Origin of the sequence: Bacillus cereus (assembly GCF_002564555.1) — a bacterium.
Lineage (GTDB): Bacteria > Bacillota > Bacilli > Bacillales > Bacillaceae_G > Bacillus_A > Bacillus_A cereus_K.
The window spans coordinates 19,956-35,633 of the sequence record NZ_NUVD01000002.1; the positions used below are offsets into that span (position 1 = coordinate 19,956).

Genomic DNA, 15,678 nt, shown 5'->3' on the forward strand with positions numbered 1-15,678 from the left:
GAGCTGNNCAGCTCTTTTTTATGCTTTATAAACGATCATTGCTGAAAAGCAATAAATTTGGTTTTCATCATCGTTAATCGAAACACCAACTTGGTACTTAATATCTACAAATTTACTATCATCAATCTTTTTTAAAAACACATTTACTGCGTCTTCTAAATCTTTTTCGTGACTTTCATCAAACACTTTCACACGAATCATGTTAACACCATCCTAGATCGCAGCCCTCCGCCGCTTGATTATTGCCACGGTGCGTATCTATGATGCGATAAAACTTTCCATTCTCATATATATATCCGTCTTCTAACACATATTGTTTACCTTCAGTATAGACATAAAACTTACCTATCATAAATTTACTCGTATATAATTCCAAATAATCTGGTCTAAATTTAGCTACCACTTTATTTGTAATATCAATTTTTATTGTGCGCCCCACCTTCGCTCCCTCCTTTGCAAAGAACGGATTTAGGTATATTGTATTAGCGATTTTACATTTTATGCTTAAAAATAAGGGGATATGTCTTCTATCCTCACCTGTACTATTTTTCTAAAAAAGTCATTCATAAATAAGAGCCAAAAAATATATAAAAAAAGAGTTTTTACTTATTGACTCACATATATACATTATGGTATTATATAAAATTTGACATTTTTATATTCGTGTGTTATCATTAAAATTGGTTACCACATATGGAGGTGGATGATTTGTTTCAAATTGGTGATAAAATCGTTTATCCAATGCACGGTGCAGGAATCATCGAAGCAATTGAAGAGAAAGAAATATTAGGTACTACTCGTCAATATTGTGTGATACGCATCCTTAATAAAGATATGCAAGTAATGCTTCCGATGGATCAATTACAAAAATCAGGTATACGTTATATCGTCGATAAAGGTACGTTAGATGGTATACTTCTTGAATTTCATCATGGGGAATCCGATTCCTCACTCTCTTGGAAACAAAGATATACAATGAATATGGAAAAAATGAAGAACGGCAATCTTCAAGATAGTGCAGAAGTTGTTCGTGATTTACTTCGCCGTAATAAAGAAAGAGCCTTAAATGCGAGCGAAAAACAAATGCTAGATAATGCACGCAAAATGATGATTAGCGAAGTTGCGCTCGTACAAGACGTTTCTGAACATCAAGCGACAGAATTTCTTCAAGATACAATTAATCATTAATTTTTAAAATAGCTGGCCGCTATTTTTTTTTGCTAAAAAAGGACAAAGAGATAAAACTCTTTGTCCTTTTCTATTACTCGTACTAACGTTTCTGCCATCCGTTACCGCTCTACACCATTAGAATGTGCTTTCATTTTTTCCTTCGCTTGTGCGCACACCTTTTCTGCAATCGCACTAGAAACATTTTTTTCTCGTTCCACATTCTTTATCTTTATATGATCTAAATTGTCTTCCAAAGTAAGTGTAACTTTGTCATTCGGCGGATTGTGTGCACCTTGAAAAGTAAGAAATTGTAGCGTCACTTCAAATCTAGGAACGAACTCATCTTTCTTGCCTAGACGCTTTATATTTATAACTGAATCACATTCATATTGATCTGCTGTCGCTTGCCTTATAACGGAATAATACCGATTCAATAACGCACTCTCTAAAAGCTGTTCCTTCGACTCTTTTGCCCAAGAATAACTTGGAGAAAAGAAAAAGATAGAACATATCATTATCATCATTACACATAGTTTTTTCATAACGCCCTCCTTGTTCTATAAATTAGTGTTCTCAAAAATGCCATAAAAAAACGACTTCCCCTATTCAGGAAAGTCGTTTTAATGAATCCAATATTAACCACCGCTCACTGGTGGTATGAGTGCAACAACATCACCAGATTGGATCGTGTCATCTTCATTTGCGTATTCTTCATTAATTGCAACCATAATTGGCGCTGATACTGGTACATTATATTCTTTGGCAACAATATCTTTTAACTCTGCCACCGTAATATTTTCTTTCTCTATTTGTAATTCACTTGTTCCTGCTTCTTCTTGCAAGTGCGCAAATAACAATACTCGAATCATATTTATAGCTCCTTCCCAGGCTCTCCTTCTGGATACGGTGTCTGTTCTAATTGATCACCAATCCACGAATCACCATCTTCCCAAAACTCTTTTTTCCAAATCGGAACAATTTGTTTAATACGCTCCATAATATATTCATTCGCTTCATAGGCTGCTTTACGGTGCGGTGTTGAAACAGCAACAACAACCGCGATATCAGAAATTTGCAATGTACCGATGCGATGTGTAATCGCAACGTGCGTACCAGGCCATTTCTCCTTCACTTCTGAACCGATTTTCTCCAGCATCTTTTCTGCCATCGTCTTATAAGCGACATACTCTAAGTATAATGTACGGCGCCCTTTCGTAAACTCCCTAACTGTTCCAATAAATGTTGTAACAGCACCGCATTCACGGCGAATTACTTTCTTCACCACCTCTTCAATCGAGATTTCTGTATCGATTACTTCATAATACGTATTTATCATTTCGCACTCCTAACCGTTTGTAAAAACCAGCCTATATACAACTCTTCTTCTGTTATATGAAATACATTATATTCTTCTCGTAAGTTTGCCGGAACATCATGCCACGTAATAACCGCCACTACATTTTCCACTTTATGTAAAAGTTCAACATCTTCCGCAGAACGAAGTAACACTACTTTCGGGTAGTTCTCTTTTTTATAGCCCTCTATTAAAATCGTATCCACTTCAAAAAACTCATATAAGCGAATAATTTCTTGCAAGGACCATTCCTCTCTTAAGGAAGAAAGTGAAAGTAATCCAGCTCCTTCTACACTACTTACGACAGCACCAGCTTTTCGGTGTCTTTCACTATCTTTTTGCGCTACTTCCGGAAACCCTCCGTGCCCATGATGTTTAATTGTAGCAACTTTCATTTCTTTTTGAGCCAATGCATGCACAATTTTCTCTACAAGTGTTGTTTTCCCACTATTTTGATAGCCTACTATTTGTAAGATTGAAGGGGCTTTTCCCATGGCCAATCACATCCCTCGGCGTGCTCTAACAATAATACGGATACTTTCATTCCTGCCTCAAACCCTCTCGTTCCTCCAGGCAACACAATAAAAGCATTCGCATCCGCAAGCGAAGAGACTGCACTCGATTTATCTAAGCCGACTGGCAACGCTTGTAGCTTCCCGTCTACGATCGTCACATTTGCTCTTACAAAACGAGTAAATGGATTTGGCTTTGGGAAATCCTTTTGCAAAATAGCGTCAGCTCTATATACGTGAGGTTCCTTCGCATACAAATACGTTTTTATAATTGGATGCACAAATAATTCAAAGCCTACATAACAAGCGGATGGATTCCCTGACAAACCGAAAAGCAACTTTCCATCAACTTCAGCCACTGTCGTTACACTTCCTGGTCTCATCGCTATTTTATTAAAGAGTACATTCGCCTGTAACCTTTCATAAATAGCCGGTAAATAGTCATAATCTCCTACCGACACACCGCCCGTTGTAATTAAAATATCAACCTCATCCATCGCTGATTGAACAGCTGCAAAGCATGCATCTAAGTCATCAGCAAGTTGGCCATAATACCGAACTTTTCCGCCAGCTTTCATAATTTGAGCTGCAATCATGTAAGAGTTACTATTTCTAATTTTCCCTGGTTCTAACGGCTCATGTACTTCTAGCAATTCACTTCCTGTCGTTACAATACCGACAACAGGCTGTTTTACAACTTTCACAGTGCTATATCCAAACGTAGCTAATAAGGCCGCAACACCTGGATTGATTGCAACACCTTTCTTAACGAGGACTTGATTTTGTTTGATATCTTCCCCTTTAAATGACACATTGTCACCACTATTGAAAGGACGCTTTAACTTCATATATGTTTTTTCGTTCTTCTCGAATCCTTCTGTCAGCTCTAGCATTACGACTGCATTGCAATCTTCTGGAATAGCTGCTCCTGTCATAATACGAATCGCTTTAAAAGGTCCTACTTCTTCTAAAAAAACAGACCCTGCTCCAATTTCTCCTATGACTTCAAATTCAACTGGATTCTCCTGACTTGCTTCTTTCGTATCTTCTGCTCGAATTGCAAAACCATCGTAAGGAGAACGATCAAAATGAGGAACGTCATGATCTGAGACAACATCTTTCCCAAGAATTCTCCCGTAACTTTCTGTAATAGACACTTCTTCTACTTCCCCATGCTTCGCATATTCCATGACCCGTTCTACTGCCTCAGCAACTTGAATCGGAATTCGTTTTTCTACCATCGTTTCTCACCTCATATTTGCAATTTTTTTTATCTCGATTAAACTTTATGTATTAAATAGAAATTACTTCAAGGAGGAATTCCATGTCTTCATTCACACATTTCAACGACCAGGGCCGCGCAAAAATGGTTGATATAAGCGAGAAAAAGGCAACCGTTCGAACAGCAATTGCGTGCTCTAGCATCGTCGTTACAAAAGAAATTTACGATAAAATCTCTCACAATGAAATTGGGAAAGGTGACGTATTAGCGGTTGCCCAAATCGCAGGCATTATGGCTGCGAAACGCACTTCTGATATTATCCCAATGTGCCATCCCTTATTATTAAAAGGTGTTGACGTTTCTTTCGATTGGAAACAATCAGAAGAACAATATCGATTACTCATTGAAGTAAAAGTTAAAACAGAAGGTAGCACTGGTGTTGAAATGGAAGCTTTAACAGCTGCTTCCGCTACCGCTCTTACCGTGTACGATATGTGTAAAGCTGTTGATAAAGGTATGATTATTGGCGAAACATACTTACTTGAAAAAACAGGTGGAAAAAGTGGAGATTATACGAGAAATTCGTAATCCTCTTTCCGTTGAACCTAAAGGGTTTCCTTTAGGTTCAACCTATATATCTTACATATAAGCTTTTTGCTACATTCATATCATTCGTCCCATGAATAAACGCCCTACCATCTGTAAATAGAACAAAGCGAAATTCTTCTACCGGAAATGATAATAAATAAGGTGTTGCCTTTACCTCTACACTTCTTTGTAAGCGCTTTTTAATTTCTTCTAAATTAAAATCTTTCCGCACACCTGGACGAATTTGTACTGTATTTCGTCCGCATAACACTTCCGTTTTCGTTTGTGCTTCAAATGTTAAACTCGGATATGTACGTAACCTTCCGCAAGATAAACACGTATCTTTTTTCTGCCTATTCACTTTAAATGCCATCTGCTGATTATTCCAAAGATCAAACGATAACATCGTTTCACGAAGCGCCTCAAAGTCTTCTACTAATATTTTCAACGCTTCTGTTATTTGATGCGCTACGACTAATTGTACCGCTGGCTGTATAATACCAGCTGTATCACATGTCGCTCCGCTCGCCGGATGCTCCATTAAACAGCGGAAACACGGCGTTTTCCCTGGTAAAATTGTATACGTTACTCCGTAGCTTCCAACACAACCACCATATATCCACGGAATATTATACTTTTGTGAAATATCATTAATAAGAAGACGCGTTTCAAAATTATCTGTCGCATCTAATATTAAATCTACATCAGTCACTAGCTCTTCCATTTCTTGCACCGTTACATCCGTTACAACCGGATTTATTTCCACCTCAGAATTAATCGCTTGTAAATGTTCTGCTGCCGCTACCGCCTTCGGTTTATACTGCTTGGCATCTTCTTCTGTATACAATTGTTGTCTTTGTAGATTGCTCCATTCTACATAATCGCGATCAGCAATCGTTACTTTTCCAACACCTGCTCTAACAATCGCTTCTGCATTCGCCGCACCGAGAGCACCCGCGCCGATAATAAGCACATGCTTCTCTCTTATCTTTCGCTGTCCTTCTTCTCCAACACCCGGAAATAATATTTGTCTTGAATAACGCTCCTGCATACGATAACCCCTTTCTTATCCTCCTATATAAGACATTTCAATTTTTGGACGATTTTTTGCACTTTCTTCTGTCCGTTCATCTGAATATCTATCTTTTCTATTCATCCATACATCTTGTATAACCTTTAATATTTCCTCATCCGAAAGATTGCCTCTAAGAAGTTCCCTTACATCCAATCCTTCCGTCGCAAACAAACAAGTATAAAACTTTCCATCCGCCGAAATTCTCGCTCTCGTGCAAGAAGAACAAAATGACTCAGAAACAGAAGTAATAAAACCGACCTCTACATTTGTTCCGATGTACCGATATCGTTTCGCAACTTCACCGAAATAATGCACTTCAGCTGGCTCAAGCGGATACACCCTATGAATCATCTCGATTAATTCTCTCTTTGTAACTACTTGATCAAAATTCCACCCATTCGTACTACCAACATCCATAAACTCAATAAATCTAAGCGAAATTCCTTGTTCTTTAAAATACTGAGCCATCGGAAGTACTTGATGATCGTTCATGCCTTTTTTCACAACCATATTTACCTTTACCTCAAGCCCTACCTCTTTTGCAGCCATAATTCCCTTGATCACAGGTTTCGTATTAATATTCCGGCCGTTAATATCCCTAAATACCTCATCATCTATCGCATCTAAACTAATATTTACTCTATGTAATCCAGCTTCTTTCAATGCCTTCGCTTGTTTCGTTAAATGAATCGCATTTGTCGTTAACCCTATATCTACTAAACCGTCAATTTTCACGAGACGTGCAATAAGTTTTGTTACATCTTTACGAAGCAGTGGCTCGCCACCAGTAAGTCTAATTTTTCGTACACCGATGCTAACGAATAGTTTTGCCAAGCGCTCAATTTCATCAAATGTTAGTAAAAACTCATCTTTCAAAAAAGCATAATCTGGTCCAAACACTTCTGCTGGCATACAATACGTACATCTTAAATTGCAACGATCAATGACAGAGATGCGTAAATCTTGAAGTGGGCGTCCAAAAAAATCTCTAACCTTCTCCTGCATCGCCACCCTCCCTTTCTGCCAAATTTTTCTCTTTTCATTCTATTATAATATATTTTCGAACTGCGATGTTTTTACTCAAACAAATAAAAACTCCCCTATTATTTTAGGGGAGTCCTGCAACTGAATCTGTATTATCTGTATTTGGTACCGCTTGGCTCGTACTCGACGTATTTGCACCTTGGCTCGTATTCGTTCCTGCTAGAGTACCAGCAAGAGTACCTTTCGTATATGTTGTTGTCACAGAATCTCCTGGTTGTAAACAAAGTTTTGTCTCCGTTCCTATTACTGTAACAACATCAATCCAAGTGCATCCCGTTGAACCACTATACGATTTCGAAGCAGTAAATGAAGTATCGCTCAAATTATCACCCGTAAATACATTCCCAGTATTATTAACGATAATAAACTCTTTTATATGCGCAGACATAATTACACTCTACCTTTCCTCTATGCACCTAACGTACGTGTACTCGTTGCTAATGGTGGTATAAATACTGATGTTCTAATTGTAGGTTCAGGCTGCCGCTTCCCATTTAAAAAAACAGCTGCACTTGACCCTCCAGCACCCGCATATATTTTCGCTACAGCTAAAGGTGAGATATTATAACAGTCACCAACATTAACAGCTCCTGTATTATTAATAATTTTTACTTTACGCATGTTAATCCCCATTTTATCCCTCCCCCTTTTGTATACTGTATGCAAAAGAAAAAAACTTGAAACAGACTCGTTTCAAGTTTTTAAGCATTAACTATTTCGTTTCACCTTCATATTGAAGCATACCGCCAACCATGTTCACTGTTTTAAATCCTTGCTCATTTAAATAATGGCATACATTTTCACTACGCATTCCTGAACGGCAAATAAAAATATATTCATTCTCTTTCTCAAAGAAATCTACTTTATGTGGGATATCACCCATTTTAATATGTACAGCTTCTGGAATTTTCCCTGCTGCTACTTCCTCATCTTCACGTACATCTACTAAAAATAACGTTTCTCCATTTTCTAAGCGTTCTTGCACTTCTTCTGTTGTAATTGTTTTTACTTCTGTCATATGCCGTTCCTCCTTATATGTAATAAAACCTTTAGTTTCTTCTTAAAACAACCATTTCTAATCAATTTTAGCATGCGAAAGAAGGAACGCAAAGAATGGAGCGTTTATTTCTCAATTTCCCCGCAAAACTTATTCTTTACAAACATCACTATCGCATTGTATCCTCAATATACTTGTTTTATCAAAGGAGCCAGTTAAAATGACACTTTTTCTTTTCATTATGGGCAACATTTTCTTAATCGCTGCGATTATTGCACTCAGTATGAAAAATAATAAAAAGATAAAATCTCCCCAAGAAATATCATTCTTATTTCTATTACTGAGTATAGCGTTCTTCGGTATAGCAATCGCTACTTACATTTTCCGTCTGCAAATCATGTAAAAAAAGGTGCCTACTACACATATCGCACCTTTTCACATCATTTCTTTTCTACACAAAACTAGATACTTTCCGATTTAAAAATTCATAAACCTTCTTTTCAAATAAATGAACATCTAACGCTCCCGCCATATGCCCATTTATACTTTCTATTTCGTGCACTTCCGCATACTTCCCTTGTTTTTGCAAAATGTCTACCATTTTATAATTATAACGAGATGGCTGAAGCAAATCTTGTTTACACGGAATCATAAGCACATTCGCTTCTATGTTAGAAAGCGCCTCTTCTAAAGATGAAAATCCATGTGCAATATCATGTAATAGAACGGCCTTCGCAGTGTACATCCACGAATTTGCATCTACTAACTCTATACTTTTATATGTCACTTTATTTATCTCTTTCTCAAATGATGATAATGTAGAAAACTTTTGATAAGGTTCTAACTCTATACTATTACGAGGAAATGCCTTTTCATAAAAATGTTCATCAAACGCATTCATAAACATCATTCTATTTGCTAAATGAAGTCCCTTCATTGGCTGCGCCTCTCCATATTTTCCGCCTTTCCAACTTGGATCAAGTTGAATTGCTTCAATCGCATTTTGCACTACATTTACTGACGTGATAATTGGATTTTGTGGATTCGTAATCACCCCGATCATCCGCTCTACCATATGGGAATAGTGAACAGCCCATTGCTGCGCAATCATTCCACCTGCCGATGGTCCCATTACAGCATGTAATCTTGAGATTCCCATATCTTTTATTAACTCATATTGCATACGAGCCACATCAAGAAATGTAAAAACTGGGAAATCCATCACATATTCGTCTCCAGTTTCTGGATTAATTGATTTCGGTCCCGTTGTAATCACATACGAATTCTTCACTTGCACATTACAAAGATTATCAGTACATATAACGAAATATTTATTTGTATCAATTGCCTTTTCAGGTCCAATGAGCCCATCCCACCAACCAGATTCCCCATCATGTTCTGTATATTTCCCTGCCGCGTGGCTTGTTGCACTAAAATGATGACAAACCAAAATCGCATTTGACCGTTCGCTATTTAAAGTACCATACGTCTCATACCCCATTTGAACAGGAATTCTCCTACCATTTTCAAACGTAAACTCTTTTAAAACAAACTTCTCCTTTTTTACAATTTGCACAGACTCGCCTTCTTCCCATCATAGTATGAACTCTTTACTAAAGGATTTTTTCTATGCAAAGCAATCTCCTTCTTCTTTTCATAAATAAATGAATAATATACAAAATTAGCCACAAAATAGCACTATATTACAAGATTAAAGAGGGCGTACATATGATTTGGAATTGGTTACGTAAGAAAAAAAAATCAAATACAACAGAAACTGATGACTCACAACAACAAACTAGAAGTATGAAACATAACAAAAATAAAAATAGCCAGCAAAGTGCTCAGCAAGACGAGTTTTCTCAAGATCAACAGCAAGGCGCTAAGAAAGACGAGTCTTCTCAAGATCAACAGCAAAGTGCTCAGCAAGGTGAGTCTTCTCAAAATAAACAGCAAGGCGCTAAGAAAGGCGAGTCTTCTCAAAATAAACAGCAAAATGCTCAGCAAGATGAGTCTTCTCAAAATAAACAGCAAAGCGCTAAGCAAGACGAGTCTTCTCAAGATCAACAGCAAAGTGCTGGGAATAACAGTATTTATGATTTTACAAAACCAAAAAAAGAACATGTTCATTCTTTACAAGATTTAATAGAGAAGATGAAAAAATCTAGTGACTTTATTAATTACCATACATCTGACGATGAAACGATGCCTTATTGGATTTCTTACTATCGCCCTTCACTTGATGGAGAAAAGCTACAAAAATATTTAATGCCTACTCTGTTAGAACGACCTTGTACTTCACTAGAAGAACTAAAAGAACATATTCCGATGAGTGGTATCACAATTACGAATGACTTACAAAAGATTGAGGATATGGTTTTGAAGGGGCATGCGATTATTCAATTGAACCAGCAAGATCAAAAATGTATGCTTGCAAACATTGCAATTGATAATTATCGTGCGCCAACTCCTCCTTTAAACGAATCGACTGTTATTGGTCCTCAAGAAGGTTTCGTAGAGGATATTGATACAAACATTAATTTAGTTCGAAAACGTCTTCCTGTTTTAGATTTACAAACAAAAGAAATGATTATCGGCGAGTTTTCCAAAACAAAAGTTGTCATGATGTATTTAGACAACCTTGCTGAAAAAGATAATATTGATTTTCTAGAGGAATCTTTACGCGCTCTTGAATATGATCAAATTAATGATAGTGCTTATATACAAGAATTGATGGGAGAAAAGTCGATTTTCCCTCTCTATATCAATACAGAACGCACTGATAGAGTTACAAAAGCGCTTATTGATGGCAAAATCGCTATTTTCGTTGACGGTTCTCCAAGTGTCCTATTAACACCTGTATCCTATTTTGATTTTTTCATTTCACCAGAAGACTATAATGTCTCTTGGTTATACGCTACATTTTCAAGGATTTTACGACTTTTCGCTGTTCTATTCTCCATTTGTGCGACACCATTATATGTTGCCACTTTAAACTATCACTATGAATTAGTTCCTAGTGATTTATTAGAAACTTTGATTTTATCAAGGGCACAAGTACCATTTCCACCTTTAATTGAAGCGCTCTTTTTAGAACTTGCCATTGATTTATTAAGGGAAGCTGGCGCTAGGTTACCAATGAAAGTTGGTCAAACACTCGGTATTGTAGGCGGTATCGTAATCGGACAAGCATCTGTACAAGCTGGTTTAACGAGTAATATTTTATTAATTATCGTTGCCTTATCAGCACTTGCATCCTTTATTACACCTATTTATAAAATGGGTAACGCAGTTCGATTACTACGCTTCCCATTTCTCATCTTTGCAGAAATAGGAGGACTTTTCGGGATTTCTCTTGGATTTATCTTTTTATTTACTCATCTATTTAGACTTACTTCCTTACGTAAGCCGTACGCTTTGTTTTATCCGACAAGACAACAATCCTTTAAAGATTCCTGGATTCGTTTTCCATTAACAATGATTGATACAAGAGATGTACAAGCAAGACCACAACATGTAAAAAAATCTGCAAAAGGGATTTCAACAAAACATAGATCCGATTTTGATGATTAAGAAATGAGGTGCATTGATGAGTAAAGTTCAAGAAAAATATCAAATATCTCCTGTCTTTGTTTTCTTCTTAATTCACAGTGCACAGTTTGGTGCCGGAGTGCTTGGATTCGCTCGAATTATTGCAAAAGCCGCTGGATATGACGGCTGGATAGGCGTTCTAATTATAGGGGTTTTTATCCATATCCTTATATGGATGATGTATTTTTTATTAAAAGAAACAAACGGAAACTTAGTTGATTTACAACGACAAACATTTGGAAAATGGTTAGGAAACGGCATTAATCTCATCTTTATGGCTTATTTTTTAGCCGTCAGTATTTCTGTAATTCGAACATATGTTGAGATTATTCAAGTATGGATGTTTCCTACCGCTTCCACTTGGATGTTAACACTTTTTTTATGCTTAGTTAGCTATTACATTATTTCTTCTGGATTTCGTGTCATTACTGGTATTTGCGTCATCTCAGTTTGTGGTACATTAGGCTATTTATTTCTTAGCCTATTTGTTTTGAAATACTCACATTTGGATAATTTACTCCCTATATTCACACATTCTTTTTCAGATATTTTAAAATCCGCCCAGCTGTCAATCTACAGTATGACAGGGTTTGAGATTTATCTTATGATTTATCCATTTGTAAAAAATCCTAAGCAATCTCATAAATTCGCTCAATACGGAGCACTATTTTCAAATCTTCTATATTTATTTAGTACCCTTTTAGCCTTTGCATTTTTTAGTGAGAAACAATTGTTAAAAACGATATGGTCACAACTTTCTATGACCCAAGTAATCCAATTACCGTTCATAGAAAGGCTAGAATATATTGCAATTTCAGGCTATGCGCTTACTATTATTACAAGTTTTATCCTTCCCTTATGGGCAGCAACAAGAGGAACGCATGAAATATTTCGCGTAAAACAAAGAGGGGTTCTAATCGCTTTTCTCCTTATCACCCTCATTGTTTCACAACTTTTAGCAAACAGACACGATATTAATAATTTTACTAGTAATGCATCAAAAGTTAGTTTTTGGCTCATTTATGTATACATCCCAATCCTATTTATCATTGTGTGGGTGAAAAGAAAATGGAAAAAATCAAAAACAAATTAATACTTATTTCTTGTATAACACTCTTCAGTCTAACTGGATGTTTACAAAAAAATATTATTGATGATGTACAACTTATTCAAGGAACCGTATTCGACTTAGCAAAGGATAATAAAGTAAAAATGACATTCGTTTGTCCCATTCAGCAAAAGGGAAATAAAGTTCAAGTTTTTGAAGGAACAGCAAATGCTGTAAAACAAGTAAAAGCAGACTCATCTTTAGAGTCTTCTCAACCATTTGCTAGCGGGCAAATGCGAGTTGCTCTATTTACTACAAGAATTGCAAAAAAAGGAATGGCTTCTTCCTTCGATACATTAATCCGCGATGTAAATATCGGAAATGCGTTATATGTTGCTTTACTTGAAGGTAATGGTCTTGAACTTTTAAAAGGTAAGTATACAACCTCATCCAACGTTGCAATCTATATAAAAAAATTGCTAGAACATAACATGGAAACCGGTCCTTTACCACAAGACAATCTACATTTAGGGGCATTCCGTTATTATCAAGAAGGGCAAGATTACTATATTCCGATTCTAAAGAAACATGCTGATAAAATAAAAATCACCGGAATCGGTCTTTTTAAAAAGGATAAATATATCGGTAAAATTGCAGAAAAGGATATGTTCATATTTAAAGGACTGTTAGAGAAACATAGATTAGATTCACATGAATTCAAAACGGATTCTGCGTACGTAATGATTAATAATATTCGTTCTGTTCCAACTTACGATATAAAAATAAAAAACGGGAAACCTTCTTTTTTCATTCACGTTAAGCTTGATGCCCGTATTCAAGAACTAACGAAACAAATTAACTTAGAACATGCTAAGAACACAAAAAAAATTGAAAAAGCCGTCCAAAAACAATTAGATGTACAGGCTGCCAAATTAATTAAGCAGTTTAAATCTTTAGGCGTCGATCCTCTCGGGCTAGGAGCAAAATATAAACAACATTATCGTCCATTTAAATTAGAAGAGTGGAAAAAAATGTACAAAGATGTCCCTGTTAAAGTAAAATATACCGTAAATATTACAAATTCTGGTGTAATTGAATAAGTTAACGATTGAACTCCCCTCTCTGGCATGGTACAACGGAGAGGGGAGTTTTTATTTTTAAATAGAGAAAAGGGATATTTACGGGGGAGCTTATGTCTAAAAAATTAATAAAGCCTATTTTAAATGGTATTTTATTTCTCGGCGTCTTTTTATTTGCTCATACATACTTAAAAAATGTTTCCTTCACACGTTATTTACTTGTCGTTATACCAATGCTACTTGTTGGTATGTTTGGCATCGACCTTATTTTATCTATTTTAATTAAAAAAGAAGAATAACGAGCGAACATCTTATTTCTATAAGATGTTCTTTTCATTTCATAATCACCTTATGTTACAATGAAATTCGGCAGAAAACGAGAAAGGATGAAACAACATGACAAACGAAAAAGGTTTAGATAAAGGGTACGAACTTGTTGCAAAAATGCACGAAGTATTCGGACATCCTGTAACAAATACTCCAACAAAATTAACAGAAGAGCGCGCAAAAATTCGTGCTAGTTTTATGCAAGAAGAGCTAGAAGAATTTCTAGAAGCAACAACTGTTGAAGATCAATACGATGCACTTATTGACCTTATTTACTTTGCATTCGGAACTTTTGCAGAAATGGGCGTACGTCCAGATAAAGGATTTGAAATTGTAAACAACGCTAACATGGCAAAATTATTCCCTGATGGAAAACCTCGCTTCCGTGAAGGCGACGGTAAAATTCTAAAACCTGAAGGCTGGCAAGCTCCAGAACCACAACTTCGTGCTGAAATTGAACGTCAACGCCAAGAAGCGGAAAAAAACTGCTAGGATTACCTAGCAGTTTTTTATTATGTCTTTTTTTCTGCAGCTCATTAATGACCCACGCGTCCCGCGTGCCCTGCTGCTCCACCAATGCTAGCTGCCCCTGCAGCTACCCCGGCTCCTCCTGCACCCATTCCACCTGTCCAAGGAGAAGATTGTTGCTGTTGTTGGTATTGTTGGTGCTGTTGACCTTGATGGCCGTGCTGACCTTGGTGGCCGTACTGACCTTGATGGCCGTGCTGACCTTGATGGTGGTGCTGACCTTGATGGTGGTGATGACCTTGGTGGTGATGACCTTGGTGAGTTTGATAAAGAACAGCTTGCGGATGAATATGATGGTGACCTTGTTGATGTACTTGTTGTTGATGATGATGACCTTGGTGACCTTGGTGGTGATGATGACCGTGATGATCTTGGTGAGTTTGATAAAGAACAGCTTGCGGATGAATATGATGGTGACCTTGATAATGTACTTGTTGTTGGTGATGACCTTGGTGACCTTGGTGGTGATGATGACCGTGATGACCTTGGTGGTGATGATGGCCATGGTGCCCGTGGTGATGGTGACCATGGTGCCCGTGGTGATGGTGACCATGAACAACTTGCGGATACCCACCTATTCCTCCAGCCACAACGCCTACTCCCGGTACAGGAAATCCTGTCTGCACGCCTCCTACAAATGTCGGGATTCCCGTTTGTACACCAGCCACTGATGTCGGAAATCCTCCTGTTACTGTTGGCATTCCCATTTGCATGCCAGCCACTGATGTTGGAAATCCTCCTGTTACTGTTGGCATTCCAGTTTGCATGCCAGCCACCGATGTTGGAAACCCTCCTGTTACTGTTGGCATTCCCATTTGCATGCCAGCCACCGATGCCGGAAATCCTCCTGCTGCTCCGCCCATCCAGCTCGGAATGCCACCGTATCCTTGTTGTCCCGCTCCCCCCATTAACATCATTTCTGCATAACTGTCCGATTCGCCTCCGAAGAAGCCATGTGGTGCATTATTGTCCATCCCTTTCATTCCCTTCACCTCTTCTACTCAATTTAGCCTACCTTTTTTATCATATTTTCTATAAAAGAATAGGTGTTTGTCTGTATTGGAATTCCGCTCCTTTTTCTTCTTTCTTTATTCATGATAAAGTGAAACTTTAATCAGTGGGGGTTTTCTTCATCCCCCACTG

The 15,678-nt window shown here is 37.3% G+C and carries 22 protein-coding genes; 8 read left to right on the top strand and 14 right to left on the bottom strand.

Annotated features, from left to right (window positions below; translation table 11 throughout):
- Nucleotides 1–18 precede the first annotated feature (18 nt).
- Nucleotides 19–201 carry a sporulation protein Cse60 gene (locus COI75_RS00505; RefSeq protein WP_000621750.1) on the bottom strand — a complete coding sequence of 61 codons (183 nt, stop codon included), beginning with the start codon at nt 199–201 and terminating at the stop codon, nt 19–21.
- A gap of 1 nt (nt 202) precedes the next feature.
- On the bottom strand, nt 203–439 hold the full coding sequence (locus COI75_RS00510; RefSeq protein WP_000533802.1) for a DUF2553 family protein: 237 nt from the start codon (nt 437–439) through the stop codon (nt 203–205).
- A 254-nt stretch (nt 440–693) separates the two neighbouring features.
- Between COI75_RS00510 and COI75_RS00515 the strand changes: the two genes are divergently transcribed.
- Nucleotides 694–1,188 carry a CarD family transcriptional regulator gene (locus COI75_RS00515; RefSeq protein ID WP_080013119.1) on the top strand — a complete coding sequence of 165 codons (495 nt, stop codon included), beginning with the start codon at nt 694–696 and terminating at the stop codon, nt 1,186–1,188.
- A gap of 101 nt (nt 1,189–1,289) precedes the next feature.
- Here COI75_RS00515 and COI75_RS00520 read toward each other — a convergent pair whose 3' ends face one another.
- The 5 genes from COI75_RS00520 to COI75_RS00540 form a co-directional block, all read right to left on the bottom strand.
- On the bottom strand, nt 1,290–1,712 hold the full coding sequence (locus COI75_RS00520) for a DUF3888 domain-containing protein (protein WP_000732113.1): 423 nt from the start codon (nt 1,710–1,712) through the stop codon (nt 1,290–1,292).
- Nucleotides 1,713–1,805: 93 nt separating this feature from the next.
- On the bottom strand, nt 1,806–2,039 hold the full coding sequence (gene moaD, locus COI75_RS00525) for a molybdopterin converting factor subunit 1 (RefSeq protein ID WP_000621770.1): 234 nt from the start codon (nt 2,037–2,039) through the stop codon (nt 1,806–1,808).
- A gap of 2 nt (nt 2,040–2,041) precedes the next feature.
- Nucleotides 2,042–2,506, bottom strand: a complete 465-nt coding sequence (gene moaE / locus COI75_RS00530) for a molybdopterin synthase catalytic subunit MoaE (protein WP_000611227.1) — start codon at nt 2,504–2,506, stop codon at nt 2,042–2,044.
- On the bottom strand, nt 2,503–3,018 hold the full coding sequence (gene mobB / locus COI75_RS00535) for a molybdopterin-guanine dinucleotide biosynthesis protein B (protein WP_000513623.1): 516 nt from the start codon (nt 3,016–3,018) through the stop codon (nt 2,503–2,505). Before mobB ends, moaE begins: the two co-directional genes overlap by 4 nt.
- On the bottom strand, nt 2,988–4,277 hold the full coding sequence (locus tag COI75_RS00540; RefSeq protein ID WP_000229670.1) for a molybdopterin molybdotransferase MoeA: 1,290 nt from the start codon (nt 4,275–4,277) through the stop codon (nt 2,988–2,990). Before COI75_RS00540 ends, mobB begins: the two co-directional genes overlap by 31 nt.
- Nucleotides 4,278–4,360: 83 nt before the next feature.
- On the opposite strand from COI75_RS00540, the gene moaC reads away from it, so the two are divergent.
- Entirely contained in the window at nt 4,361–4,846 is a 486-nt protein-coding gene (moaC, locus tag COI75_RS00545; RefSeq protein ID WP_000094159.1) for a cyclic pyranopterin monophosphate synthase MoaC, read from the top strand.
- 37 nt (nt 4,847–4,883) lie between these two features.
- Here moaC and COI75_RS00550 read toward each other — a convergent pair whose 3' ends face one another.
- The 5 genes from COI75_RS00550 to COI75_RS00570 form a co-directional block, all read right to left on the bottom strand.
- A complete protein-coding gene (locus tag COI75_RS00550; RefSeq protein WP_001158080.1) occupies nt 4,884–5,897 on the bottom strand; it encodes a molybdopterin-synthase adenylyltransferase MoeB in 1,014 nt (337 codons plus the stop codon).
- Nucleotides 5,898–5,912: 15 nt separating this feature from the next.
- Nucleotides 5,913–6,926 carry a GTP 3',8-cyclase MoaA gene (moaA, locus tag COI75_RS00555; protein ID WP_001156764.1) on the bottom strand — a complete coding sequence of 338 codons (1,014 nt, stop codon included), beginning with the start codon at nt 6,924–6,926 and terminating at the stop codon, nt 5,913–5,915.
- A 103-nt stretch (nt 6,927–7,029) separates the two neighbouring features.
- Nucleotides 7,030–7,353 (bottom strand): hypothetical protein, encoded by a 324-nt coding sequence (locus COI75_RS00560; protein WP_001272695.1) that lies wholly within the window; start codon nt 7,351–7,353, stop codon nt 7,030–7,032.
- A gap of 20 nt (nt 7,354–7,373) precedes the next feature.
- Nucleotides 7,374–7,598, bottom strand: coding sequence for a spore germination protein (locus COI75_RS00565; protein WP_000512599.1), 225 nt, complete (start codon nt 7,596–7,598; stop codon nt 7,374–7,376).
- A 79-nt stretch (nt 7,599–7,677) separates the two neighbouring features.
- A complete protein-coding gene (locus COI75_RS00570; protein WP_000141205.1) occupies nt 7,678–7,983 on the bottom strand; it encodes a rhodanese-like domain-containing protein in 306 nt (101 codons plus the stop codon).
- Between the two features lie 199 nt (nt 7,984–8,182).
- Here COI75_RS00570 and COI75_RS00575 point away from each other — a divergent pair, with 199 nt between their 5' ends.
- Nucleotides 8,183–8,365, top strand: a complete 183-nt coding sequence (locus COI75_RS00575; RefSeq protein WP_000171890.1) for a hypothetical protein — start codon at nt 8,183–8,185, stop codon at nt 8,363–8,365.
- A 48-nt stretch (nt 8,366–8,413) separates the two neighbouring features.
- On the opposite strand, the gene COI75_RS00580 is transcribed toward COI75_RS00575, so the two are convergent.
- A complete protein-coding gene (locus COI75_RS00580; RefSeq protein WP_001167630.1) occupies nt 8,414–9,538 on the bottom strand; it encodes a homoserine O-acetyltransferase family protein in 1,125 nt (374 codons plus the stop codon).
- Between the two features lie 152 nt (nt 9,539–9,690).
- On the opposite strand from COI75_RS00580, the gene COI75_RS00585 reads away from it, so the two are divergent.
- The 5 genes from COI75_RS00585 (at nt 9,691) to COI75_RS00605 (ending at nt 14,499) form a co-directional block, all read left to right on the top strand.
- On the top strand, nt 9,691–11,535 hold the full coding sequence (locus COI75_RS00585) for a spore germination protein (RefSeq protein WP_098448140.1): 1,845 nt from the start codon (nt 9,691–9,693) through the stop codon (nt 11,533–11,535).
- A gap of 16 nt (nt 11,536–11,551) precedes the next feature.
- Nucleotides 11,552–12,646 carry a spore germination protein gene (locus COI75_RS00590; RefSeq protein WP_000049089.1) on the top strand — a complete coding sequence of 365 codons (1,095 nt, stop codon included), beginning with the start codon at nt 11,552–11,554 and terminating at the stop codon, nt 12,644–12,646.
- Nucleotides 12,622–13,701, top strand: coding sequence for a Ger(x)C family spore germination protein (locus COI75_RS00595; RefSeq protein ID WP_000411352.1), 1,080 nt, complete (start codon nt 12,622–12,624; stop codon nt 13,699–13,701). The genes COI75_RS00590 and COI75_RS00595 overlap by 25 nt, the downstream gene beginning before the upstream one ends.
- A 92-nt stretch (nt 13,702–13,793) precedes the next feature.
- Nucleotides 13,794–13,979, top strand: a complete 186-nt coding sequence (locus COI75_RS00600) for a hypothetical protein (protein WP_000038464.1) — start codon at nt 13,794–13,796, stop codon at nt 13,977–13,979.
- 97 nt (nt 13,980–14,076) lie between these two features.
- Complete coding sequence (locus COI75_RS00605) at nt 14,077–14,499, top strand: hypothetical protein (RefSeq protein WP_000180554.1); 423 nt, start codon at nt 14,077–14,079, stop codon at nt 14,497–14,499.
- Nucleotides 14,500–14,543: 44 nt separating this feature from the next.
- On the opposite strand, the gene COI75_RS00610 is transcribed toward COI75_RS00605, so the two are convergent.
- A complete protein-coding gene (locus COI75_RS00610) occupies nt 14,544–15,518 on the bottom strand; it encodes a hypothetical protein (protein WP_000677546.1) in 975 nt (324 codons plus the stop codon).
- Between the last annotated feature and the right edge of the window lie 160 nt (nt 15,519–15,678).

Coding starts and splice junctions, on each gene's coding strand:
- moaA (WP_001156764.1), bottom strand. CDS start 6,926: ATGCAGGAGAAGGTTAGAGATTTTTTTGGACGCCCACTTCAAGATTTA.
- mobB (WP_000513623.1), bottom strand. CDS start 3,018: ATGGGAAAAGCCCCTTCAATCTTACAAATAGTAGGCTATCAAAATAGT.
- COI75_RS00595 (WP_000411352.1), top strand. CDS start 12,622: ATGGAAAAAATCAAAAACAAATTAATACTTATTTCTTGTATAACACTC.
- COI75_RS00560 (WP_001272695.1), bottom strand. CDS start 7,353: ATGTCTGCGCATATAAAAGAGTTTATTATCGTTAATAATACTGGGAAT.
- COI75_RS00575 (WP_000171890.1), top strand. CDS start 8,183: ATGACACTTTTTCTTTTCATTATGGGCAACATTTTCTTAATCGCTGCG.
- COI75_RS00520 (WP_000732113.1), bottom strand. CDS start 1,712: ATGAAAAAACTATGTGTAATGATGATAATGATATGTTCTATCTTTTTC.
- COI75_RS00515 (WP_080013119.1), top strand. CDS start 694: ATGGAGGTGGATGATTTGTTTCAAATTGGTGATAAAATCGTTTATCCA.
- COI75_RS00570 (WP_000141205.1), bottom strand. CDS start 7,983: ATGACAGAAGTAAAAACAATTACAACAGAAGAAGTGCAAGAACGCTTA.
- COI75_RS00540 (WP_000229670.1), bottom strand. CDS start 4,277: ATGGTAGAAAAACGAATTCCGATTCAAGTTGCTGAGGCAGTAGAACGG.
- moaD (WP_000621770.1), bottom strand. CDS start 2,039: ATGATTCGAGTATTGTTATTTGCGCACTTGCAAGAAGAAGCAGGAACA.
- moaC (WP_000094159.1), top strand. CDS start 4,361: ATGTCTTCATTCACACATTTCAACGACCAGGGCCGCGCAAAAATGGTT.
- COI75_RS00550 (WP_001158080.1), bottom strand. CDS start 5,897: ATGCAGGAGCGTTATTCAAGACAAATATTATTTCCGGGTGTTGGAGAA.
- COI75_RS00605 (WP_000180554.1), top strand. CDS start 14,077: ATGACAAACGAAAAAGGTTTAGATAAAGGGTACGAACTTGTTGCAAAA.
- COI75_RS00600 (WP_000038464.1), top strand. CDS start 13,794: ATGTCTAAAAAATTAATAAAGCCTATTTTAAATGGTATTTTATTTCTC.
- COI75_RS00610 (WP_000677546.1), bottom strand. CDS start 15,518: ATGAAAGGGATGGACAATAATGCACCACATGGCTTCTTCGGAGGCGAA.
- COI75_RS00505 (WP_000621750.1), bottom strand. CDS start 201: ATGATTCGTGTGAAAGTGTTTGATGAAAGTCACGAAAAAGATTTAGAA.
- COI75_RS00565 (WP_000512599.1), bottom strand. CDS start 7,598: ATGGGGATTAACATGCGTAAAGTAAAAATTATTAATAATACAGGAGCT.
- moaE (WP_000611227.1), bottom strand. CDS start 2,506: ATGATAAATACGTATTATGAAGTAATCGATACAGAAATCTCGATTGAA.
- COI75_RS00590 (WP_000049089.1), top strand. CDS start 11,552: ATGAGTAAAGTTCAAGAAAAATATCAAATATCTCCTGTCTTTGTTTTC.
- COI75_RS00585 (WP_098448140.1), top strand. CDS start 9,691: ATGATTTGGAATTGGTTACGTAAGAAAAAAAAATCAAATACAACAGAA.